The 21,375-nt window shown below is 74.3% G+C and carries 19 protein-coding genes and 1 pseudogene; 11 read left to right on the top strand and 9 right to left on the bottom strand.

From position 1 onward, the window contains the following. Positions 1-224: 224 nt before the first annotated feature. The gene (gene pgi, locus SERN_RS06720) at positions 225-1,904 is read right to left on the bottom strand and encodes a glucose-6-phosphate isomerase (RefSeq protein WP_135849351.1); all 1,680 of its coding nucleotides are present in this window, start codon (positions 1,902-1,904) and stop codon (positions 225-227) included. Positions 1,905-2,015: 111 nt separating this feature from the next. Here pgi and SERN_RS06715 point away from each other — a divergent pair, with 111 nt between their 5' ends. Beyond that, positions 2,016-3,338: a uracil-xanthine permease family protein gene (locus SERN_RS06715; protein ID WP_135849350.1), complete on the top strand. Its 1,323-nt coding sequence runs from the start codon at positions 2,016-2,018 to the stop codon at positions 3,336-3,338. A gap of 66 nt (positions 3,339-3,404) precedes the next feature. Here the strand turns inward: SERN_RS06715 and SERN_RS06710 are convergent, their stop codons facing one another. After that, complete coding sequence (locus SERN_RS06710; RefSeq protein WP_135849349.1) at positions 3,405-3,890, bottom strand: DUF6630 family protein; 486 nt, start codon at positions 3,888-3,890, stop codon at positions 3,405-3,407. Positions 3,891-4,211: 321 nt separating this feature from the next. Here SERN_RS06710 and SERN_RS06705 point away from each other — a divergent pair, with 321 nt between their 5' ends. The 5 genes from SERN_RS06705 (at position 4,212) to SERN_RS06685 (ending at position 7,884) form a co-directional block, all read left to right on the top strand. After that, a complete protein-coding gene (locus SERN_RS06705; RefSeq protein WP_135849348.1) occupies positions 4,212-4,598 on the top strand; it encodes a hypothetical protein in 387 nt (128 codons plus the stop codon). 101 nt (positions 4,599-4,699) lie between these two features. Continuing rightward, positions 4,700-5,353 (top strand): Pr6Pr family membrane protein, encoded by a 654-nt coding sequence (locus SERN_RS06700; RefSeq protein ID WP_135849347.1) that lies wholly within the window; start codon positions 4,700-4,702, stop codon positions 5,351-5,353. Then, positions 5,350-5,763, top strand: a complete 414-nt coding sequence (locus SERN_RS06695) for a hypothetical protein (protein ID WP_135849346.1) — start codon at positions 5,350-5,352, stop codon at positions 5,761-5,763. The genes SERN_RS06700 and SERN_RS06695 overlap by 4 nt, the downstream gene beginning before the upstream one ends. A gap of 52 nt (positions 5,764-5,815) precedes the next feature. Next, positions 5,816-6,238, top strand: a complete 423-nt coding sequence (locus SERN_RS06690) for a hypothetical protein (RefSeq protein WP_135849345.1) — start codon at positions 5,816-5,818, stop codon at positions 6,236-6,238. Continuing rightward, the gene (locus SERN_RS06685; RefSeq protein ID WP_135849344.1) at positions 6,235-7,884 is read left to right on the top strand and encodes a phytoene desaturase family protein; all 1,650 of its coding nucleotides are present in this window, start codon (positions 6,235-6,237) and stop codon (positions 7,882-7,884) included. The genes SERN_RS06690 and SERN_RS06685 overlap by 4 nt, the downstream gene beginning before the upstream one ends. 91 nt (positions 7,885-7,975) lie before the next feature. Here the strand turns inward: SERN_RS06685 and SERN_RS06680 are convergent, their stop codons facing one another. The 3 genes from SERN_RS06680 to SERN_RS06670 form a co-directional block, all read right to left on the bottom strand. After that, on the bottom strand, positions 7,976-8,734 hold the full coding sequence (locus tag SERN_RS06680; protein WP_135849343.1) for a helix-turn-helix domain-containing protein: 759 nt from the start codon (positions 8,732-8,734) through the stop codon (positions 7,976-7,978). Further along, positions 8,724-9,977, bottom strand: a complete 1,254-nt coding sequence (locus SERN_RS06675; protein WP_135849342.1) for an ATP-binding protein — start codon at positions 9,975-9,977, stop codon at positions 8,724-8,726. The genes SERN_RS06680 and SERN_RS06675 overlap by 11 nt, the downstream gene beginning before the upstream one ends. Positions 9,978-10,060: 83 nt before the next feature. After that, positions 10,061-10,612, bottom strand: coding sequence for a hypothetical protein (locus SERN_RS06670; RefSeq protein ID WP_135849341.1), 552 nt, complete (start codon positions 10,610-10,612; stop codon positions 10,061-10,063). Positions 10,613-10,764: 152 nt separating this feature from the next. Here SERN_RS06670 and SERN_RS15750 point away from each other — a divergent pair. Further along, a pseudogene (locus tag SERN_RS15750) lies at positions 10,765-10,890 on the top strand (carbohydrate ABC transporter permease); the annotation flags it as partial. A 350-nt stretch (positions 10,891-11,240) separates the two neighbouring features. Here SERN_RS15750 and SERN_RS06660 read toward each other — a convergent pair. Then, complete coding sequence (locus tag SERN_RS06660; protein ID WP_135849340.1) at positions 11,241-15,227, bottom strand: TM0106 family RecB-like putative nuclease; 3,987 nt, start codon at positions 15,225-15,227, stop codon at positions 11,241-11,243. A 145-nt stretch (positions 15,228-15,372) separates the two neighbouring features. On the opposite strand from SERN_RS06660, the gene SERN_RS06655 reads away from it, so the two are divergent. The 3 genes from SERN_RS06655 to SERN_RS06645 all read left to right on the top strand — a co-directional run bounded on the left by SERN_RS06655 (position 15,373) and on the right by SERN_RS06645 (position 18,764). Next, positions 15,373-16,431 (top strand): VIT1/CCC1 transporter family protein, encoded by a 1,059-nt coding sequence (locus SERN_RS06655; protein ID WP_135849339.1) that lies wholly within the window; start codon positions 15,373-15,375, stop codon positions 16,429-16,431. A 40-nt stretch (positions 16,432-16,471) separates the two neighbouring features. Beyond that, positions 16,472-17,314 carry a hypothetical protein gene (locus SERN_RS06650; RefSeq protein ID WP_135849338.1) on the top strand — a complete coding sequence of 281 codons (843 nt, stop codon included), beginning with the start codon at positions 16,472-16,474 and terminating at the stop codon, positions 17,312-17,314. A gap of 94 nt (positions 17,315-17,408) precedes the next feature. Beyond that, a complete protein-coding gene (locus tag SERN_RS06645; protein ID WP_135849337.1) occupies positions 17,409-18,764 on the top strand; it encodes an MFS transporter in 1,356 nt (451 codons plus the stop codon). 91 nt (positions 18,765-18,855) lie between these two features. Here SERN_RS06645 and SERN_RS06640 read toward each other — a convergent pair whose 3' ends face one another. Together SERN_RS06640 and SERN_RS06635 are read right to left on the bottom strand one after the other, a co-directional pair. Further along, entirely contained in the window at positions 18,856-19,176 is a 321-nt protein-coding gene (locus SERN_RS06640) for an AzlD domain-containing protein (protein WP_135849336.1), read from the bottom strand. Then, entirely contained in the window at positions 19,173-19,904 is a 732-nt protein-coding gene (locus SERN_RS06635) for an AzlC family ABC transporter permease (RefSeq protein ID WP_135849335.1), read from the bottom strand. The genes SERN_RS06640 and SERN_RS06635 overlap by 4 nt, the downstream gene beginning before the upstream one ends. Positions 19,905-19,971: 67 nt before the next feature. Between SERN_RS06635 and SERN_RS06630 the strand changes: the two genes are divergently transcribed. Then, a complete protein-coding gene (locus SERN_RS06630) occupies positions 19,972-20,559 on the top strand; it encodes a helix-turn-helix domain-containing protein (RefSeq protein WP_135849334.1) in 588 nt (195 codons plus the stop codon). A gap of 35 nt (positions 20,560-20,594) precedes the next feature. Here SERN_RS06630 and SERN_RS06625 read toward each other — a convergent pair whose 3' ends face one another. Then, positions 20,595-21,338, bottom strand: coding sequence for a hypothetical protein (locus SERN_RS06625; protein ID WP_135849333.1), 744 nt, complete (start codon positions 21,336-21,338; stop codon positions 20,595-20,597). Positions 21,339-21,375 lie beyond the last annotated feature (37 nt).

Below are 21,375 nucleotides of genomic sequence, written 5' to 3'. Positions count from 1 at the left end.
TCCGTCTCACATGACGGAACGACCATAACCCGGCCGGAGTGATCCAGGTCACCGGGAGTTCGTCGTCCGTTCACCGCCGCTCACGGAGTGGAACGCGCGCTTCGGCGACATCCCGGGGCGTTCGCGCACCGTCCCGTCACATCTGCCCCGGGCGCACGACGGCGGGGCGCACCCGCAGGTGCGCCCCGCCGTCGGACGTCCGGCCGGCCCCGCAGGGCCGGGCGTCAGCCGCGGTGCTCCCGGTAGTAGGCGACCAGCGCGCGGGTGGAGGCGTCCTGCGCGGCGAGCGCCTCGTCGTCGCCCTCGATCGCGGGCGCGATCTGAAGCGCGAGCTGCTTGCCGAGCTCCACGCCCCACTGGTCGAAGGAGTTGATGCCCCAGACGATCCCCTGCGTGAACGTGATGTGCTCGTAGAGCGCGATCAGCTGACCGAGCACCGACGGGGTGAGCGCCGGGGCGAAGATCGACGTCGTCGGCTTGTTGCCGCTGAACGTGCGGGCCGCGACCAGCGCGCCCGTCGTGCCCTCGGCCTCGACCTCGGCGGCCGTCTTCCCGAACGCGAGCGCCTTGGTCTGCGCGAGGAAGTTGGCCAGGAAGAGGCCGTGCACGTCCCGGCCGCCGTCGGTCAGCGGGTAGGCGGGGTTGGCGACGGCGATGAAGTCCGCCGGGATCAGCCGTGTGCCCTGGTGGATGAGCTGGTAGAACGCGTGCTGCCCGTTCGTGCCCGGCTCGCCCCAGAAGATCTCGCCCGTGTCGGTCGTCACCGGCGTGCCGTCCCAGCGCACCGACTTGCCGTTGGACTCCATCGTGAGCTGCTGCAGGTAGGCCGGGAAGCGGCTCAGCTGCTGCGCGTACGGCAGCACCGCGTGCGTCTGCGCGCCGAGGAAGTTGGTGTACCAGACGTTCAGCAGGCCCATCAGGACGGGGACGTTCTGCTCCAGCGGCGTGGTGCGCACGTGCTCGTCGACGGTGTGGAAGCCCTCCAGGAGCTCACCGAACGCGTCGGGGCCGAACGTGATCGCGAGCGACAGCCCGATCGCGGAGTCCACGGAGTAGCGGCCGCCGACCCAGTCCCAGAAGCCGAACGCGTTGGTGGGGTCGATGCCGAACGCCTCGACCTTGTCCAGCGCCGTGGAGACCGCCACGAAGTGGTGGGCGACGGCGTCGGTCCGGGCCGCGTCGTCGTCCCCGATCGCGCCCGCCTGGGCGAGGTTCTCCCAGAGCCAGTCGCGGGCGAGCCGCGCGTTCGTGAGGGTCTCGAGCGTCGTGAACGTCTTGGAGGCGACGATGAAGAGCGTGGTCTCGGGGTCGAGGTCGGCGACCTTCTCCGCGAGGTCGGTCGGGTCGATGTTCGAGACGAACCGCGCGGTCAGACCCGCCTGCGCGAAGGGCTTGAGCGCCTCGTAGACCATGACCGGGCCGAGGTCGGAGCCGCCGATCCCGATGTTGACCACGGTGGCGACCTTCTTGCCCGTGACGCCGAGCCAGTCACCGCTGCGCACGCGGTCCGCGAACTCCGACAGCCGGCCGAGCACCTCCTGCACGTCGGCGTCGACGTCCTGGCCGTCGACCTCGAGCGACGGCGACGCCTCCGCCGGGCGGCGCAGCGCGGTGTGCAGGACGGCGCGGTCCTCGGTGGTGTTGATGTGCTCGCCCGCGAGCATCGCGGCGTAGCGCTCGACGACGCCGGTGTCCTCCGCCAGGTGCACCAGCGAGGCGAGGATCTCGTCGGTCACGAGGTTCTTGGAGAGGTCGACGTGCAGGTCGCCGACGGTGCGCGTGAGGCGCTCGACGCGACCGGGGTCGCCGTCGAACCAGCCGCGCAGGTCCGGGGTGAACGAGCCGTGCAGGGCGGTGAGCTCCGCCCAGGCCGGCGTGGTGGTGGGATCCGTGGGAGCGGTCATGGTTCGACCCTAGCGGCGGGCACGACGGACACGACGGACGTGGCCCCACCCCGGTCACTAGGGTGTCCACGACCTGCCGGTCACTCAGCCACGACTTCCCCTGGACGGCCCATGCCCGCCTCGCCCTTCTCCTGGACCCTGCACGGCGACGGCCGCACGGTCGCCCCCGGCACCGTCGTCTCCCCCGGGGAGCGCCTGACCTGGCCGCGGACCATCGGCATCGGCATGCAGCACGTCGTGGCGATGTTCGGCGCGACCTTCCTCGTGCCGATCATCACGGGCCTGCCGCCCGCCACCACGCTGTTCTTCTCCGGCGTCGGCACGTTCCTGTTCCTGCTGATCACGCGCGGACGGGTGCCGAGCTACCTCGGCTCGTCGTTCGCGTTCATCGCGCCGATCGCGGCGGCGAACGAGGCCGGCGGGATGGCGAGCGCCCTGGGCGGCGTGGTCGTCGCGGGGGTGACGCTCGCCGTCGTCGGCCTGATCGTCAACCGGGCGGGGCACCGCTGGATCGACCTCGTGATGCCGCCCGTGGTGACGGGCACGATCGTGGCGCTCATCGGCTTCAACCTCGCGCCCGCCGCGTGGAACAACGTGCAGCTCGCGCCGGTCACGGCCGTGGTCACGATCCTGGCGATCGTCCTGGTGACCGTCCTGTTCCGCGGCATCCTCGGCCGGCTGTCGATCCTCGTCGGCGTGCTCGTGGGCTACGCCGTCGCGGCGATCCGCGGCGAGGTGACGTTCGACGCCGTCGCCGACGCCGGGTGGATCGGCCTGCCCGACTTCACCACCCCGACGTTCAGCGTCTCCGTGCTCGGTCTCTTCATCCCGGTCGTGCTCGTGCTGATCGCCGAGAACATCGGCCACGTGAAGTCGGTCGCCGCGATGACCGGCGAGAACCTCGACCCGGTCACCGGCCGCGCGCTGTTCGCCGACGGCGTGGCCACCACGCTCGCCGGCTTCGGCGGCGGTTCGGGCACGACCACCTACGCCGAGAACATCGGCGTGATGGCCGCGACGCGCGTGTACTCCACGGCCGCCTACTACGTCGCGGCCGCGACCGCGCTGCTGCTCTCGCTCTCCCCCAAGTTCGGCGCGCTCATCGCCACGATCCCCTCCGGGGTCATCGGCGGCGCCGGCACGGTGCTGTACGGGATGATCGGCGTGCTCGGCGCCCGCATCTGGATCCAGAACAAGGTCGACTTCTCCGACCCCGTCAACCTGACGACGGCGGCGGTCGCCCTCATCGCCGGCATCGCCAACTTCACGTGGGCCGTCGGCTCCCTGACGTTCGAGGGCATCGCGATCGGTACCGCCGCGGCGCTCGGGATCTACCACCTCATGCGGAGCGTGGCGCGCTGGCGCGGGACGACGGCGGAGCCCGTCTCCCCCGCCTCGGTCCCGTCCGACGCGCCCGCGGACGAGCGCGGCTGACCGCAGCCGACGCCGGCCGTGGGCTCCGGCTCAGACTCCGACTCCGACTCCGACTCCGACTCCGACTCAGGCCAGCGGCAGGAGCCGCCGGCCGAGCGAGCCGACCAGCGCCGTGATCTCGGCGACGTCGTCCCGCGCGACGGCGACCAGGGGCAGGCACTCCTCGTCGCCGTCGCCCTCGTCCAGGGCGAGCAGGTCGAGCCCGACGGCGGCCAGCACGTCGCGCGCGGCCGCGATCGCCGCGGTCAGGTCGTCGACGTCGACGACGGCGCGGAGGTCGACGTCGCGACCCGTGGCGAGCTCGGCGCGCGCGATCCGCGGCAGCGCGGTCACGGCGTCGACGAGCAGGTCCCCGGTGTCGCCCGTGTCGAGGCAGGCGATGGCGCCGGACTCGTCCAGGGCGTCGAGGAGGGCGGCCCAGGGGTCGGTGTCGAGGGAGCTGGCGTCGAGCGTCCGCTGCACGCTGCGCCACACCTCGGGGTCGGGTTCGAGCAGCGAGCAGAGCCGCTCCCAGTCGTCGGTGCGGTCGGTCCGCTCGCTGGAGGTCGTCACCGATCGAGCCTAACCAGCGCCCCGCGCACCCCGGATCCACACCCGTGGGGAATGAGATGGACGGGATCGTGGTTGTCACGTACGGTGGATCTGGTTCGGACGGCGACGTCCCGAACTCAGGAGCAGGCGAACTGACGCGTCGGCACCACCTTCCCGAGAGGCCCCAGCGCCCCTCACCCGTTCGCACTACGGCTCTGACGCGGTGAAAATCCCCGCAGCCGGCACCGCGAGATCACGGCAGCGCACCGCGCGCCTGGAGATCCTGCGCGCCGCACGCCCACCGAACGAGCGGGCCACAGTCATGTAGCACCAGGAGTACCCATGTCCACGATTCACTTCACCGATCACCGATTCACCGAGCGCACCGCCACCCCGGGCGCCGGCCGCAACGAGACCGAGACCGCCGCGCTCGCGGTGGGCGACGCCGTCGCGCACGTCCTCGCGGGCACCATGCCCGACGCCGAGCGCGTGCTGCGCCGGCCCCTTCCCATCGCGTTCCTCGACGACGGCCGTCGTCTCTTCCTCGTCATCGACGCCGGCCGTGGCCGTGCCGCCGACGCCCCGCGCTCGTGGGGCGTCGAGGTCGTCACCGACGGCGACCTCGTCGGCGAGCCGTCCGGCGGTCAGACCGCCGTGCGCTCGACGCAGCGCCTGACCCCGGAGTCCGCGGCCGCCGCCGCGCTCTACGTGCTCAGCGCCAGCCGCTGATCTCGCGCGGCACCCGCCGCACCCCTGCAGCAGCCCGGTTCCCGCCTCGAGAGGCGGGTGCCGGGCTGCTGCTCTACGTTGGGCGGCATGAGGACCTCGTCGTGACCGCGGCCGCCCCCGCCCGCCCCGCCGGTGCCACCGGCCCTCGGCGCATCGCCAGCCTGGTGGTGCGCGCCCTCGTCGTCGTGCTCGTCGTGGCGGCCGAGATCGAGCTGATCAGCGCCGCGGGCGAGACGTTCCAGGCGGCCAACCACTACTCCTACTTCACGATCCTCTCGAACGTGTTCGGCGCCCTCGTGATGGCCGCCGCGATCGTGCGACCGATCCCCGACGGGTTGCGGGGCGCCGCGGTGACCTTCCTCATGCTCACGGGCATCGTCTACAACCTGATGCTGCGCGGGGTCGACGTGCAGACCACGGCGTTCGCCAACCTCGCGCTGCACGTGGTCGTGCCGATCCTCGTGGTGCTCGACTGGTTGCTCGCACCGCCGAGGACACGGCTGACGATCCGCCACGTGCTGCTGTGGATGATCGTGCCGCTCGCCTACCTCGCCTACTCGCTGGTGCGCGGACCGATCGTGGACTGGTACCCCTACCCGTTCCTCGACCCGCGGCCGTCGGGCTACGGCACGGTCGTGGTCGGGGCCCTGAGCGTGGCGGTGGCGTTCTTCGCCGCGTCGCTGTTCGTGGCGTGGATCGGCAACCGCCTGGGCGGGCACGGCAGCGGCGTGCACCGTGACAGGGTGACGGTGTGAGCCGACCTTCGCAGGACGAGCCACCCGTCGACGGGGCCGACGGGTCGGTGCCCGACTACGGGACGCCGCCGCCGTCCGACGTACCCCCCGCGGGGTACTCGCCGGCGCCGTACGACGCCCCCGTCCCCGGGGCCGCCCCCGGCTACGGCGCCGCGCCGGGCTACGGGGACCCGTCCGGCTACGGCAGCCCACCGCCCGAGCACCGGCCGTACGCGGTCGGGGACGCGGGGGGACGCCGTCGGCCGGGCAACCGCGCCCGCCTCATCACCTCGTTGCTGCCGCTCGTCGCGATCGTGCTGTTCTTCGTGCTGCGCGGGAACGGTGTCGGCGCGTTCTGGCTGCCGTTCGCGTTCATCATCGGCATCGGCGTGATCTCCCGGGTCCTGCGGCGCGGGTCGTTCCGCGACTGACCGAGCGCTCGGCGCAGGTGACGCCGTCGGGCCGATGCGGCAGGGTGGTCGCATGAGCGGACAGCCGGACGACCGACCCTGGCAGGACCGACCGCCGGACGAGCCGCGCGACGGGCTCACCCCGCCGCCCGCCGCACCGCCGGGTGGCGCCCTCGTCCCCGACCCGACGGCCATCCCCAGCGCGTCGCCCTACGCCGTCTCGGGACCGGGCGCCTACGGGACCGCCGCGGACGACGCCTACCGCGCGGCCGCCGTCGTCCCTCCCCGGGAGCACCGCGGACTGTCGCGACGCAATGCGAAGCTGGCCACGTCGCTGTCGCCGTTCGCGGCGCTGATCCTGTTCTTCGTGCTGATGAACGTGGGCGGGCCGCCCGCGTGGCTGGCGTTCCTCCTCATCCCGATCACCGGTGTCGTCACCGAGCACCTGCGCGGCGACAAGGGTGAGGACCGCGACGGCGACCGGCGCCGGTCGTGACCGCCGCGCCCCTCCCGGACTCGACCGACGTCGTCATCGTCGGCGGTGGCCACAACGCCCTCACGGCCGCGGCCTACCTCGCGCGTGCCGGACGCCGCGTGCTCCTGCTCGAGGCCGACGACCACGTCGGCGGGGCGGCCGTCTCCGCGCTGGCGTTCGACGGTGTCGACGCCCGGCTGTCGCGCTACTCCTACCTCGTCAGCCTGCTGCCGCGGCAGATCGTCGACGACCTCGGGCTCGACATCTCGCTGGTCCGACGCCGCTACTCCTCCTACACCCCGGATCCGCACGATCCCTCGCGCGGGTTGCTCGTGGACAACGAGGCGGACGACGACGCGCGCGCCCGTGCCTTCGCCCGGGTCGGGGCGGGCGACGACGTCGAGGCGTGGTCGGCCTGGTACGACGCGACGGCGCTGCTCGCGCGGGCCGTGTTCCCGACCCTGACGCGGCCGCTCCCGACGCGCGCCGAGGTGCGGGCCGCGGTCGTCGCCGAGGCGGGTGCCGGTCGCGGGGAGGCCGCGTCCCAGGTGTGGCGCGACGTCGTCGAGCGCCCCATCGGTGAGGCGGTCGAGCGGCGCTTCGCCTCGGACCTGGTGCGCGGCGTCGTCGCCACCGACGCCCTGATCGGCACGTTCGCGGATCTGCACGACGACTCGCTCGCGGCCAACCGCTGCTACCTCTACCACGTGATCGGCGGCGGGACCGGGGACTGGGACGTCCCCGTCGGCGGGATGGGCGCCGTCTCGGGGGCGCTCGCCGCGGCCGCGCGCGACGCCGGCGCGCAGCTCGTCACCTCCGCCAGGGTCACGGCCGTGACGCCCGACGGCGACGTCACCTACGTCCTCGACGGGCGCACGCGGCAGGTGCGGGGCGAGGTGGTGCTCAGCGGCGTCGCTCCCGCCGTGCTCGACGCGCTGCTCGACGCCGGGATCGGGCTGCCCGCCGCGCCCCGGCCCGCGCTCGGGGCCGGACGGGTCGAGGGCGCCCAGGTCAAGGTCAACCTGCTGCTCACGCGCCTGCCGCGGCTGCGCGACACCGAGGTGGACCCGGTCGCGGCGTTCTCCGGGACGTTCCACGTCAACGAGCTCGCGACCCAGATCGCGACGGCGTTCGCCCAGGCGGTCGGGGGCGAGGTGCCGTCGCCGCTGCCGTGCGAGATCTACTGCCACACCCTCAGCGACCGCTCGATCCTGGGGCCGGAGCTCGCGGCGGGCGAGACCCAGACGCTGACGGTCTTCGGGCTGCACGTGCCGGACCGGCTGGTCGACGCCGTCGGGAACGACGCGCTGCGCGCGCGGCTGGAGACGGCGGTGGTGGCCTCGCTGGACTCCGTGCTGGCCGAACCGCTCGCCGACGTGCTCGCGCGGGACGCGCAGGGGCGGCCGTGCCTGGAGGTGCGCACGACGCGCGACATCGAGGCATCGGTCGGCATGCCGGGCGGCAACATCTTCCACGGTGACCTGTCGTGGCCGTGGCGCGAGGACGACGGCGGGGCCGGCCACCGCGGGCTCTCGCCGGCGCAGCGCTGGGGCGTCGCGACGCGGCACCCGCGCATCCTGCTGTGCGGGTCCGGGGCGGTGCGGGGCGGCGCCGTGAGCGGTATCGGCGGCCACAACGCGGCGATGGCGGTGCTGGAGGCGGGCTGATAGGTTCGCGGCCGCCCGAACCCCACGAAAACGCGCTGCCGAGCACCTCGGTCACCTGCCGCGGCGGGAGCATCCGCACCGTCACCCTGAACTACTGGTGACCGCCCCGCGGTGACGACCGCCGTCGTCCCCCGCTCGCGAGCTGCCACCACCGTGGCGGCGCCGCGGCGTCCGGTCCGACGGCGTCCTCCGGGGCGGGCCAGTGCTCCAGCAGGTCGCCGGGGCCCAGACCCAGCGCGTGCTCGATGTCCGCGGGGGTCGCGTGCTGCAGGTGGGCCGAGACGCTCTCGGTGACGGCCGCCCAGTACCCGCGCAGCGTGGACTCGGACAGGTACAGCTGCGCCCCCATCTCGGCGTAGGTGAGGCCGCGGGCGCGACCCGCGAGGACCTGGCGCTGCCGCTCGGACAGGATCGTCAGGCTGTTGCGCCGGACCAGCACCTCCACCAGGCCGACGAGTCCCTGCGGGATCACCACCTCCCCCGCCGCGACGGCGGTGATCGCCTCCTGCGCGACGGCCAGCGGTTCGGCCTTGGACACCACGCCGCGAGCGCCGGCGGCCAGGGTGGCAGCGAGAACGAAGCGCCGCTCCTCCTGGCTGTAGGCGCAGACCCGGTACCCCGCCCCGACCGCGGCGCGCACCGCCGCGACCCCCTGCCGCGAGTCGGGCTGCGCGGAGTTGGCCAGGTGCAGGTCGAGGACGACGACGTCGGCGGCCGGGCGGCGGTCGAGCAGCTGCTCGACGGTCGGGAACGTGCCGACGACATCGATCTGCGGCATCAGCACGGCGAAGGACTCGCGGATGACCGTCGCGTCGTCGACGACGGCGACGCGGGGTCGCTCAGACGGCACGAGCGGACTCCACCCGGGCGCCGGCGCCGGTGAGCACGGCCGTGCTGCCGTGTCCGGGTCGTGACGTGATCTCGACGTCGACCCCCAGCTCGGTGAGCTGCGCGTGCACGACCTCGCGCAGGCCGACGCCCCACCGCGCGCGATCGGTGTCGAACCCGCGGCCGTCGTCGTGCACCGTGACGGTCCACCGCGTGCCGTCCGGCGTCGCCTCCGCGTCGGCGTGGACGACCACCGTCGAGGCACCGGAGTGGTCGCGGACGTTCAGCAGCAGCGCCGCCAGCGCGTGGTCGAGGGCGGCCCCGACGGCGCCGTCCACCCGGACGCCCTCGGCCAGGTCGAGGGCCGCGTGCAGCGGAAGGTCGGAGAAGCGGGCCGTGGTCGCGAGGACCAGGGCGACGAGGCCCCGCTCGTCGCCGTCGTCGCCGTCGAGGTCGGGCCGGCGGCCGAGGAGGTAGCTGCGCATCCGCCGCGCCTCGCGCTCCGCCTCCTGCCGGACCGCCCGCCGGACGCCGTCGTCCAGATCGGGGTCGGCGAGGAGCCGCATGATCGCGGCCCCGTTGTGCAGGGCGACCTGGGCGCGCCGCTCCTCGTCGCGGCGCGCCAGCGCGGCCGCCTCGGCACGGGCGGCGTCGCCGTCGGCCGCGACCCTGCGCATGTAGGTGGTGACCACCCTGCTCACCGAGACCAGCACGACGTAGGTCAGGACATTGCCGATCACGGTGCTGGCGTTGTCCGACGACGCCTGCGCCCAGCGGAAGGCCACGTCCGCCACGACCACCACCGCGAGACCCGCCACCCACAGACCGAGGCCGCGCACGAGCGCGCCGCTCAGGAGCGCGCCCAGGGCGTTCCCGGGCTGGAAGCCGATCCAGGTGCCGATGCGCTGATCCGTCGGGACGCACAGTCCACCCAGCAGGAGCAGCACGACGGCGAGGACCACGTCCGCTGCGAAGACTGCACGGCCCAGCGGTCCCTGGCGCACCAGCGCGAGCACGCTGATCACGACGGCCGCGGCGGCCGCGGCGATCCAGCTCGCGAGGTAGAGGCCGGGCCGCTGCGAGACCGCCACGCCGGGCGCGAGCGAGGGCGCCATCTGGAGCAGGGTGCCGAGACGGATGCCCACGACGAGGAGCGAGAGCGCCCGCTCCAGACCCGACGCCGTCGTCGCGATCCGGCCGTGGACCAGGTCGGTCAGCGCGTGCCACCACGGGCGCTGCGTCGAGGTCGGGGCGGTGGGAGGCACGGCCGCCATCATCGCCGATCACGGTCCGCGGCAGGGCGATGGCCTTCCCGCGGACCGTGATCGAGGGGCGCTCGCCCCGCGCCTCAGGTGAGGGAGGGCCCGGGCCTCCCGGGATACGGGAGGACTGAACCGTCCGAGACGATGACCCGTCGCGACTCCACCGTGACCGGGGCCTTCCCGGGCAGGGATCCCGTCACGGCCACCGTGATGCCGACGCCGGGGTCCTTCGTGGTCAGGGCCAGGGTCGTGCCGGTGGCCGAGCGCACGGCGACGCCGTTGCGGTACCACTGGTAGGTCAGCGTGACGCCGGCCGGACCCCACGTCCCGGGCTTCACGGTGAGGGTCGAGCCGGGCTGCGCGAGACCCTGGATCGTGGGCGTCCCGGCCACGACGGTCGCCGGCACGGCCACCGCCGCGGACCGCACGGTCACCGGGGCGTACCGGTCCCGCGTCCCGGTGACGGCGACGGCGAGCTGCGCTCCGCCGTCGGCCGCCACCGCGGTGTAGGTGGCGCGGGTGGCGCCGGGGATCGCGGTGCCGTTGCGCGTCCACTGGTAGGTGAGGGCGACGGCGCCCGGCCCCCAGGTCCCCGGCGTCGCCGTCAGGGTCTGCCCCGCCGCGGGGGTCCCCGTCACGGTGACCGCACCGGGGGTGAGGATGCCCGGGAGCTGCGTGAAGAGCGTCAGCTCGTTCTCGTAGCTGCTGGGCTGGCCGAACGTGAAGTCGTAGATGCGGGCGCGGACCCCGATCGCCTTCCCGGCGAGCGTGGGCGTGATCGCCAGCGTCGGCCCGCGGCCAGTGGCACCTGCTGACGGCGGGTGCGTTCATCTCGATGATCGTCCCGATCGTGGTGTTCATCGCGCTGCAGCGGTTCTTCGTCCGCGGTCTGCTGGCCGGGTCCGTCAAGGGCTGAGCCCTCGCGGGGCCGCTGTCCCGAGAGCCCCGGCGTCGTCCCTCCGACGACGCCGGGGCTCTCGTTCGTCCGGCGGCTGTCACCCCTGGTCCGGATCGGTCCGGTGGCTGTCACTCCTCATCCGGTTGAATGACCCGAACCGGCAGGAACGTGCCAGCCACCGGCGGTTGCCGTCGAACGGTGACGGTCACGGGCGACGGCGCGCCCGGTGCAGCAGTGGCGAGGGTGCGACGGTCCGCGTCACGTTCGGGACCGCGACCGCGACCGGGACCGCGACCGGGACCGGGACCCAGACCTCGGACCGGACCGGCGCGCCGCGGGTGAGGCGCGGTGAAGCGACCAGTCGCGGGCTAGGGGAGCGGGAGCGGCGGGCTGGGGTGGGCCGCCGTGGTCAGCCGCCGGAAGGCGCCCAGATCGGCGAGCGCCTGGCCACCGTGCGGGAGCGTGTCGTCCAGACCCGGGGAGTGGACGAGGTACGCCGCCCACTGCGCCCGCGAGATCGCGACGTTGAGACGGTTGCGGTTGATGAGGAACTCGGCCCCGCGCGGTGCGTCCCTGGCGGAGGACGCCGCGAGCGTCACGATCGCCACCGCGGCCTCCTGGCCCTGGAACTTGTCCACGGTTCCCACGCGGACCTGGGCCAGCCCGACGTCGTCGAGCGCCGCGCGCACGAGAGTGACCTGGGCGTTGTAGGCCGCGACCACGAGGACGCCGCGTGGCTGCAGCGGCTCGGGAGGGTCGATCACGTCGGGCGTGGTGCCGGCCCGCCACGCGCGGCCGAGCAGCGAGCGGACGAGGTCGACCACGACCGCCGCCTCCTCGGGGCTCGCCGAGGAGTTGCCGCGGTGCGGCACGAGAACCTCGTGCACCCCGGGCGCGACGCCGTCGAGGTGCCGACGATCCGTGACGCCGGGCTGCGGCAGGAGCCGGCCGTCGTAGCTGAGGGAGGAGACCGCCGAGCACAGGTCCGGGTGGAGCCGCCAGGTCCGCTCGATGAAGTAGCCGCGATCGGCCGGCATCGTCGCGGCGTCCTGCGCGATCCACGCCAGGGCGGAGGCGTCGACCGGTTCGTCGTGCGTGCCCTGCGTGACCTGCGGCAGCTGCTGGGGGTCGCCGAGCAGCAGCACCCGCCGGGCCGCGGTGGAGGCCGCCACGGTGTTGGCGAGCGAGAACTGGCCGGCCTCGTCGACGACGAGGAGGTCCAGCTTGCCGTCGCCGATCCGCTTGCGGTTCGTCATGTCCCAGACGGTTCCGCCGATGACGCAACCGTCGGCCTCGTGCTCCGCGAGGAACGCCGAGTACTCGTCCTTGGCCAGGGCCGTCCACGGCGGCGGTGCGATCTCGCGGTCGTCCCTCCCGGGCGCGTCCTTCGGCGTCTTGCCGACCTGCGCGGCCGGGAGGCCTGCGGCGACGACCTGGTCGAGCAGGTGCTCCACGACGGCGTGCGACTGCGCCACGACGCCGATCCGCCACCCGAGCTCGGCCACGAGCCGACCGATCACCCGGGCGCCGACGTACGTCTTGCCCGTGCCCGGCGGGCCCTGCACCCCCAGCACCGAGGCGTCCAGCGACGCCGTCGCGGCCGTGACCGCTGCGACGTAGTCCCCGTCCACGACGGGCGGGAGCCCGTCGCCCGCCCGCAGCCGCGGCAGGGTGCGGCGCAGCAGCTCGAGTCCGGGCAGGCGCAGGTAGCGCAGACGCGCGACGGCGTCCTCCCGTGCGAGCGGCGCGACGGCGTCGCCCAGGTGCTCGATCTCGTCCAGGCGCGTGCCCGCGACCTGCTCCGCGAGCTCGACGAGCGCACGGTGGATCGACGTGGTCATGAGGGGCCGCCCGGGGACGACCGCGATCGGCACCGCGCCGCCACCCGCCCCGGACCCGGCACCGTCGGCGAACTCGCTCGACGCGCTCTCGCGCACGGTCCAGGCCGCGCGTGTGCCGTCGGGCGAGACGCTGACGTCGAGCATCGTGAGGCTCGTGGTCGCGTACGCCGCGCCCGGGTCGACCCTGAGCCCGCGCGACCGGCCGACCGGGTAGACGGCGAACGCCTCGCGCACGCCCTCCGGCGTGCTCCCCGCCCCCAGCCGTCCCTCGAGGCGCAGGACGCGGCGACGGTGGCGACCGCCGCCGGACCAGTCCTCCAGCACCTCGCAGCCCACGGGGGTGTCGTCCACGACGAGCACGTCCCGGGTGTCGGCCCACCAGTCGACCGGGTGGGTCAGCCGCTCGAAGTGCGCGCGCCAGACGGGGGCGTCCTCACGGCGGTGGTAGTCCAGCGCCGCGGCCAGCAGGCCGAGCGCGTCGGCGTCGACGTCCTCGCGCGGGGCCGGCCCCGCCGCGTCGCGCAGCAGACCGGCGAGCCGTTGCTCGGGAGTGGGGGCGAACGTGTCGACGCCGACCTCGGCGGGTCGCACGGCGCTCGGAAGGGCCCGCACGGCGAGGTCGTCGGTCGCGCGGCCGTCGATCGGACCGCCGGGCTCGCTCCCCCCACCCCCGTCCGCGGCGTGCCGACCGTGCGCGAGCGATCGCAGCCACCGGACCAGGCGCCGCGTCGAGACGCAGTCGTAGCGGTTGTAGTCGGCGATGTCGGCCATGACCGCGTCGAACTCGCCCACGTCGCCCGCGGCGCGCGCCGCCACGCCCGCCGCGTACTGGGCGACCGAGTCCCCGCCGGTGGTCACGCCGTCGGCCGCCCGCAGCTCGTCACCCATGTAGAGCGGCTCGAGCTTCTTGATGGAGTAGCTCGCCTGCGACACGGCGACGCCGCCGCGCACCACGGGGAAGAGGTCCACGAGCACGCCCTCGCGCACGAGGGTCAGCACCGCCTCGAGGCCCTCGCCGTGCCGTTCGGCCAGCTTCTCGAGCGCCGCACGCTCGTAGTTGGCGTAGTGGTAGATGTGCAGATCGGGGTAGCGGGCGCGCCGCCGGCGCACGTAGGAGAGGAAGTCGACGAGCGCGACCTTCTCCTCGGCGCGGTCGTGGGCCCAGAACGCGACGTACGTCTCGTCCGGCGACCCTGTGCCGGCCTCCGGCTCCTCGATCAGCCCGAACAGGTACTCGAGACCGCCCTCCATGCCGCCCGAGGTGCTCCACATCGGGTCGCCCTCGAAGTCGAAGTAGAGGTCGCCGGGGGACGGCTGGGGCAGCGATCGGAGCAGCGCCGAGTTCACGACCTCGACCCGGACGACGTCACCGATCGACGAGGCCGCCTCGGCCGCCGCCCCGGTGGGCTCACCGCCGCCGGCGGTCGTCAGCCGCATCCCCGGTCCGACGACGAGCCCGGCCGCCTCGGCGCGCGCGACCCGGTCGAGCTGGGCCGCCTGCAGGCGTGCCTGCCGGGTGAGCCGCTCCTGGATGACCGGGTTCATGCGCGGCACGGGGTGGGCGAGGACGGCGAGCTCGACGACCGTCCTGACACCCTGGCCGTACAGGCGTGTCCGCTGGACGGCGCGGATGCCGTGGACGAGCTGCACGTCGCGCGTCCGGGCGACCTCGCGCGCGCAGTACTCGCAGCGGCCGCACGCGCGGCGTGCCGGTGCGACGTCGGGCGGCAGCGCCGCGAGCAGGCTCGGCACGCCGGCGGGGTCGCGCCACTCCTCCCAGGACGCGGGCGCGTCCGCGGCGACGTGGGCGTCGAGCAGCGCCTCGACCAGCCGGCGCTCGCCCCGGTAGACCTCGAGGAGATCGACGAGCGGCTGGTCGCTGCGCTCACCGTTGCCGTGGTGCACCGTCACGCGGTCGACCACCGGCACGCCGGCGGCGAGCAGCTGGTCTGCGTAGGCGGCCATCTGGAGCAGCGCCGTCGCCCGCACCTTGTTGGTCAGCTTCGTGTCGACGACGGCGTACGCCGTCACCGCCCCGGCCCGCTCGGAGGCGTCCGACCCGCCCCGCAGCACGAGCCCGGCCCCGGCCGCGCCCGCGCCCGCCGTCGGTCGCTCCTTCAGCAGGAAGTCGGCACGTCCGTAGAAGCGCCCGTCGAAGAACGTCGCCTGGAACACGACGTCCGCGCCGGCGTCGATCGCGGCCAGCGTCGCGTCCCGCGCGGGGACCAGCCCGGCGCGGAAGGCCTCGCGACCCTCGCCGTCGTCCACGATCTCGGCGACGCCGCGGTGGGCCGCGGCGTCGAACGCCCCGAACTCGGACCGGTAGGACTCCAGCACGCGCAGCTCGTGCGCGTCTCCCATCCGAGCGGCGCGGTCGCGCATCGGGTCGGGCGCCGGCACGAGCACGGGGACGCGACCGAGCTTCTCGTCCAGGAGCGAGAGGAGCTCGTAGGGGCACGCGGCCCGGGTGATGTCGGTCGGTGAGTAGACCACCACGTCGTCGAGCAGGAACATCGCACCCCCTGGGTCTGGCTGTCTCTCGAGGCTACGGGTCGCCACCGACATCCGCGCCGTCGCGGGGCCCGGCGGGCCGCCCCACGCCGAGAATTCGGCCACCCGACACGTTGCGCGAGCCGATCGAGGCGCGTCAGGATGCGTCGTGCCCACCCCCGCAGACATCCGCCGCTGGCGCGCCTACCTCGCGGACGAACGAGCCGAGGGAGCGGTCTACCGCGACCTCGCCGGTCGTCGCGACGGTGAGGAGCGCGCGATCCTGCTCGAGCTCGCCGAGGCCGAGAAGCGCCACGAGCAGCACTGGATCGACCTCCTCGGCGAGGACGTCGGCAAGCCCCGCAGGGGCGCGCTGCGCACCCGGTGGCTCGCGTTCCTGGCCCGCCGCTTCGGCTCCGTGTTCGTCCTCGCGCTCGCGCAGCGTGCCGAGGCGCGCGGCGTGTACGCCGACGAGCGCGACGCCACGCCGCAGATGGTCGCCGACGAGCGCATCCACGAGGAGGTCGTCCGCTCGCTCGCCGCGCGCGGTCGGGCCCAGCTCTCCGGCTCGTTCCGCGCCGCCGTGTTCGGCATGAACGACGGCCTCGTCTCCAACCTCGCCCTGGTGCTGGGGATCGGCGCGACCGGGGTGAGCACCGGCGTCGTCCTCGCGACCGGGCTCGCGGGCCTGCTCGCGGGCGCGCTCTCGATGGGGGCGGGCGAGTTCGTCTCCGTCCGCAGCCAGCGCGAATTGCTCGAGGCGTCCACGCCCGACCCGCAGTCCCGGACCGCCTACCCCCACCTCGACCTCGAGGCGAACGAGCTCGCGCTGGTCTACCGGGCGCGCGGCGAGAGCCCGGACGAGGCGAGCGAGCACGCCATCCGCTCCATCCGCTCCTACCGCCCCGACCAGATCCAGCCGCGCCGCACGCACGCCGAGTTCGAGGAGATCGGCAGCGCGTGGGGCGCCGCGCTCACGAGCTTCGGCCTGTTCTCGGCCGGCGCGATCATCCCCGTGCTGCCGTACCTGTTCGGCCTCGCGGGCACGACGGCGGTGCTCGTCTCGGCCGCGCTCGTGGGCCTCGCGCTCCTGGTCACCGGCGCCGTCGTCGGCATCCTGTCCGGCGGCCCGCCGCTGCGGCGCGCGCTGCGGCAGCTCGCGATCGGCTGGGGCGCGGCGGCCGCGACGTACGCGCTCGGCCTGCTGTTCGGGGCGGGTGTCGCCTGACCTCGCGCAAGATCGACGTCGTCGGGCACACTCACCTGGCATGGGGCTCCTCCTTCGCACACGTCGCACCGCGCCGGTCCTGACGACGGCGGCCGTGCTCGCCGCCACGCTCCTCACCGCGTGCGGTGGTGGCGGCGGCGGTGCACCGTCCGGCCCCGAGGCCGCGTGCGGTGACCCCGTCGCGGTCGACGGCGTCACGCTCGCGGGGCTGACGGCGGAGGACGTGCTCCTGGTGGAGTCCTCCTTCCGCCTCGAGGAGGTGGTGGTCTACGACGACGGTCGCGTCGCCGTCGTCGGAAGGACCGCGACCGAGTGGACTCGGGCGCTCGAGCGGCGAGCTTCGGGCGAGGCCGCCGCCACCGCGGCCGCCGCACTCGTCGCGCGGACCGCCGTCGTGGTCCCCGCCATGGCCTGGCTCCCGCACCCGGAGTCGCCGTCACTCCTGGTGGGGCAGCTGCCCGACTGCGCGCTCGACGACCTCGCGAGCCTCGCGCGCGAGCTCGGCGACGTCGTGGCCACGACGAACGGCGACCTCGGCGATCCGATGATCACCGACTCCCCCACGACCACGCTCGACTACCGCGGCGACCCCGCCGTCGAGGCGTCCGCGTACGCGCTCACCCAGGACTTCGAGGACGGACTCACGCGCGAGGAGCGCCGGGGCCGGGCGTTCATGCGCGCGATGCTGGACACGGTGACGTTCAACCTGCCTGACGTCGGCGAGGTGGCGCCCGAGGCCTTCGAGTTCTACCCCGACGGCTCGGGGGCGTGCGAGCCGATCACCGATCCCGACGACGTCGCGGCGGTGCTGGCGGCCTACGAGGAGGGTGACGACGACGTCGAGGCGCGCGCCGTGCCGCCGGGCATCGAGCCCTGCACCTGATCCCGCGCTGATCCTCGACCGCGCTGATCCTCGACCCGCTGCGCCCGCTCCCGGCGGATCGGCCGGCGAGACCCGCGGAGTAACGTGGACCCACGTGCCCCGCATCCTCGTCGACACGCGTCCGCTGCGCGAGTCGCCGGCGTACCGCCGGATGTTCTGGGGCCTCGGCGTCAGCCAGATCGGGACCCAGGTCACCGTCGTGGCCGTCGGCCTCGAGGTCTACCACCTCACGAGCTCGACCTTCGCCGTCGGCCTGCTCGGCATCTCCGCCCTCGTGCCGCTGGTCGTGCTTGGCCTGTACGGCGGGGCGCTCGCCGACGCCTACGACCGTCGCACGGTCTCGCTGATCGCCGCCGGTGTGATGGTGACGGCGACCGCCGGGCTGGTCGTGCAGGCCGCCCTCGGGCTCGCCTCGCCGGGGGTGCTCTACGGACTCGTCGCGCTGCAGTCGGCGGGATCCGCCGTGTACGTCCCCGCCAGGATGGCGATCATCCCGCGCCTGGTCGGGAAGGAGCTGCTGCCCGCCGCCAACGCGCTCGGGGCGCTCACGGGCTCCGTCGGGCTCATGGTCGGACCGCTGCTCGGGGCGCTGCTGGCCGCCCAGGTCGGGTACGCGCTGACCTACGCGCTCGACCTCGTGCTGTTCCTGTTCGCGTTCTACGCGCTGCTCCGGCTGCCGCACCTGCCGCCCGAGGTGGCGGCCGTCGAGGCCGACGCGGACGTGCCCGATCCCGCCGACTCCTCCGCCGGCGCCCTCACCCCGGTCGCGGCCGCACCGCAGCGCCGTCGCGTCGGGTTCGCCGCGGTGGCGGAGGGGCTGGGCTACCTGCGCACGCGCCGCAACGTGCGCATGACCTTCCTGCTCGACATCGTGGCGATGGTGCTCTCGATGCCGCGCGTGCTGTTCCCCGCCGTCGGCGCGGTCATCCTCGGCGGCGGCGAGACGACGACGGGCCTGCTCACCGCCGCGATCGCCGTCGGCAGCGTGCTCGCGAGCGCGTTCTCGGGCGGTCTCGGACGGGTGCGGCGGCAGGGGGTGGCGATCGTCGTCGCCATCTGCGCCTTCGGGGCGTGCACGCTCGGCTTCGGCACCACGCTGCTGGTGGCCGGACGGACGGAGCCCGACTCGGTGCTGGTGCCGCTCCTGGTGATCGGCGGCCTGTTCCTCATCGGCTCGGGCATCTCCGACGCCATCAGCTCGGTCTTCCGCCAGACCGTGCTGCAGTCGGCGACGCCGGACCACCTGCGCGGCCGACTCCAGGGCGTCTTCATCGTGGTCGTCGCGGGTGGTCCCCGCCTGGGCGACCTCGTGCTCGGGTCCGCCGCGACGTGGTGGGGTGAGGCGTTCGCGGCCGTGGGCGGCGGGGTGCTGTGCATCGCCGTCGTGCTGCTGCTGGCCGGCCGCAACCGATCGTTCCTGCGCTACGACGCCCGCCACCCGGTCGCCTAGGTCCCTCCCGCACCCGCCGAGAATGTCCTGGCTCGCGCCGAGGGCGCCGTTGCCGCGTGCCAGGACGTTCTCGGCGGGGGTGGGGGAGCCTCTACAGACCCAGGTGGCGCAGGAGGGCCGTGACGCCCGCGCCCAGCAGCACGCTGACCGCGAGCGGTGCGTGGAGCCGGGCCGCCGTCAGGGCGCACGCCACCCCCAGGGGACGGGCCCAGCCGGCGGGGGCGTCGCCGTCGTAGACGGCGGTGGTGAGGGTGACGCCGATCAGCAGCGCGATGATCGCGTGGTCGAGCAGGCGCTCGGCGTGCTGGGCGCGCGGCCCCTCGGTCACGTGGCCGCCGAGCGCGACGCCGGCGCGGCGCGTGCCGTAGGTCCCGATCGCGAGCAGCACGACGGCGATCATCACCTCCGTCACGACGTCACCTCGCGGGCCCCGCCGCGCGCCCCGCCGTCACGGCGCCCCACCAGCAGCACCGCCACGGCCGCCAGCCCGAGCACCGGAGCCAGCCCGAGCGGGACGTGCGGCTGCGCGAGCAGCGCGATCACCCCGGCGAGCACGGCGACGGCGAACGCGCTGCCCCCGCGGATCGCCGGCACCGCGAGCGCCCCCAGCAGCGCGGGGAGCACGGCGTCCAGCCCCCAGGCCTCGGGCTCCGGCACGACCTGGCCGAGCGTCGACCCGATCACGGCCCCCACCGGCCACCCCAGGGCGACCCCGATCCCGGTGACGAGGAAGGTGGCGCGTCGCTGCTCCACGGTGCGCGGTGGACCTCCCGTCGGCGCGGCGGCGAGCGCGACCGTCTCGTCGTTGACGAGGTGGGCGCCGCACCAGCGCTCCCACCGGCGCAGCAGCAGCGGCGAGGCCGCCATGCCGTAGACGACGTTGCGCAGGTTGAGCAGGAGCGAGGCCCCCAGCGCCAACCACGGACTGGCGCCGGCGCCGATGAGCCCGACGAACAGCAGCTCGGCCGAGCCCGCCAGCACCAGCACGGCCAGCAGCACGATCTGCCAGACGGCGAACCCGTCGGCCGACGCCGTCACCCCGTAGGCGATCCCTACGAGCGCGACGGCGAGCGTCACCAGCAGCACGCCGCGGCGCAGCTCGCGCGGGACGTCGGACCAGATCGAGGACGCGCAGGACATGGTCAGGATCGTGAACCCCGGACGGAGCGTTCGTCAAGTCGAACGATTCGTCCGCTAAGCTGAACAGATGGACGAGGATCCGACGCTCCCACCGCCGTCGCCGCAGCCCGACATCCGCACGCTCGTCGCGACGGGACTGCGGGCGGCGCGCGCCCGGAGCGGCCTCAGCCTGTCGGAGGTCGCGCGGCGCGCCGGCGTCGCCAAGTCGACCCTCTCCGCGCTCGAGCAGGCGCAGGGCAATCCCGGCGTCGAGACGCTCTGGGCGCTCAGCGATGCGCTCGGGGTGCCGTTCTCGGCGCTGGTCGACCCGCCGCCGTCGCCCGTCCGACTCATCCGTGCGGGGGAGGGGCCGCGCGTCCCGTCCGGCGACGCCACGTCCTACACCGCCACGCTGCTCGCGGCCTGCCCGCCCGGGGCGCGGCGCGACGTCTACCTCGTGACCGTCGAACCGGGAACACCGCGCCGGTCGGCGCCGCACGCGGCCGGGACGCAGGAGCACGTCGTGCTCTCCTCGGGGCGTGCGCTGGTCGGCCCCTCCGACTCCCCGGTCGAGCTCGCCCCCGGGGACTACCTCGCCTACCCCGGCGACGAGGCGCACGTCTTCGACGCGCTCGAGGCCGGGACGACGGCGGTGCTTCTCTCTGAGCGCGGCTGAATGCGGCTGAACGCGGCTGAGACGCGGCTGAGACCTCAGGCGAGCCGACGGCGCGACGCGGCCGGTCCGTCGTCGACCGGCAGGAGGGCGACCTTCTGCCAGATCTTTCGCGACATCCCGGTCGTCAGGTCCTCGATGTCGGCGATCGTGGCCAGCACGGCCGGATCGGTCGTGTGCTCGGCGTAGAGCGCCGCGGTCTTGCCCACCAGGGACAGCAGCTCGGAGCAGTAGTCCAGGTAGGACGCCATGTCGGTCGCGCTCAGGTTCACCTCGACGCTGCGCCGCGTGGGTCGGAACGAGGCGTTGAAGCGCTCGGGATCCTTGGTGAGCTGGTGCATGTCGATGACGTGCGCGAGCGAGCGCATCCGGTGCAGCACGCGCAGCACGCGGTGCCGCTCGACCCGCGTGGGCAGCAGCCAGAGGAAGAGGATCGCGAACCCGAGGAAGACGGCGTCGTTCACCGTCGTCTCCAGGCCCCGCAGCCACTCCAGCGCGGGGAGCGCGGGCACCTGGCTGCTCTGCCGCAGCAGCTCCGCGGCGGCCAGCACCACGATGAGGACGATGAGCAGTGCCAGCAGGCCGATGAGGGTCCAGCACGCGAGGCGCAGGACGCGGAGCGGGTCGGAGGCGCGGGTCGCGTCGCGCACGTCGGTCGCCACGACGCGCAGCCGCGCCGCCACCTGACCCAGACCCCGCTCGGGGAAGCGTGCGGCGATGCGGCCCTCGAGCCGCTCCACGGTGACCAGCACCGCGTCCGCGTCCAACCGTTCGTACGGCACCGGCGTCCTCCTCGTGTCTGGGGCGAGCCTAGGGGTG

The sequence above is a fragment of the Serinibacter arcticus genome (genome assembly GCF_004786095.1).
GTDB classification, from domain to species: Bacteria; Actinomycetota; Actinomycetes; order Actinomycetales; family Beutenbergiaceae; genus Litorihabitans; species Litorihabitans arcticus.
Note: the sequence above shows the minus strand (reverse complement) of the source record. Positions and strands in the feature narration are given on the sequence as shown.

What these genes read in the sequence shown, in the direction of transcription:
- pgi (WP_135849351.1), bottom strand. Translation starts at nt 1,904, where the DNA reads ATGACCGCTCCCACGGATCCCACCACCACGCCGGCCTGGGCGGAGCTC.
- SERN_RS06715 (WP_135849350.1), top strand. Translation starts at nt 2,016, where the DNA reads ATGCCCGCCTCGCCCTTCTCCTGGACCCTGCACGGCGACGGCCGCACG.
- SERN_RS06705 (WP_135849348.1), top strand. Translation starts at nt 4,212, where the DNA reads ATGTCCACGATTCACTTCACCGATCACCGATTCACCGAGCGCACCGCC.
- SERN_RS06690 (WP_135849345.1), top strand. Translation starts at nt 5,816, where the DNA reads ATGAGCGGACAGCCGGACGACCGACCCTGGCAGGACCGACCGCCGGAC.
- SERN_RS06660 (WP_135849340.1), bottom strand. Translation starts at nt 15,227, where the DNA reads ATGTTCCTGCTCGACGACGTGGTGGTCTACTCACCGACCGACATCACC.
- SERN_RS06650 (WP_135849338.1), top strand. Translation starts at nt 16,472, where the DNA reads ATGGGGCTCCTCCTTCGCACACGTCGCACCGCGCCGGTCCTGACGACG.
- SERN_RS06635 (WP_135849335.1), bottom strand. Translation starts at nt 19,904, where the DNA reads ATGTCCTGCGCGTCCTCGATCTGGTCCGACGTCCCGCGCGAGCTGCGC.
- SERN_RS06630 (WP_135849334.1), top strand. Translation starts at nt 19,972, where the DNA reads ATGGACGAGGATCCGACGCTCCCACCGCCGTCGCCGCAGCCCGACATC.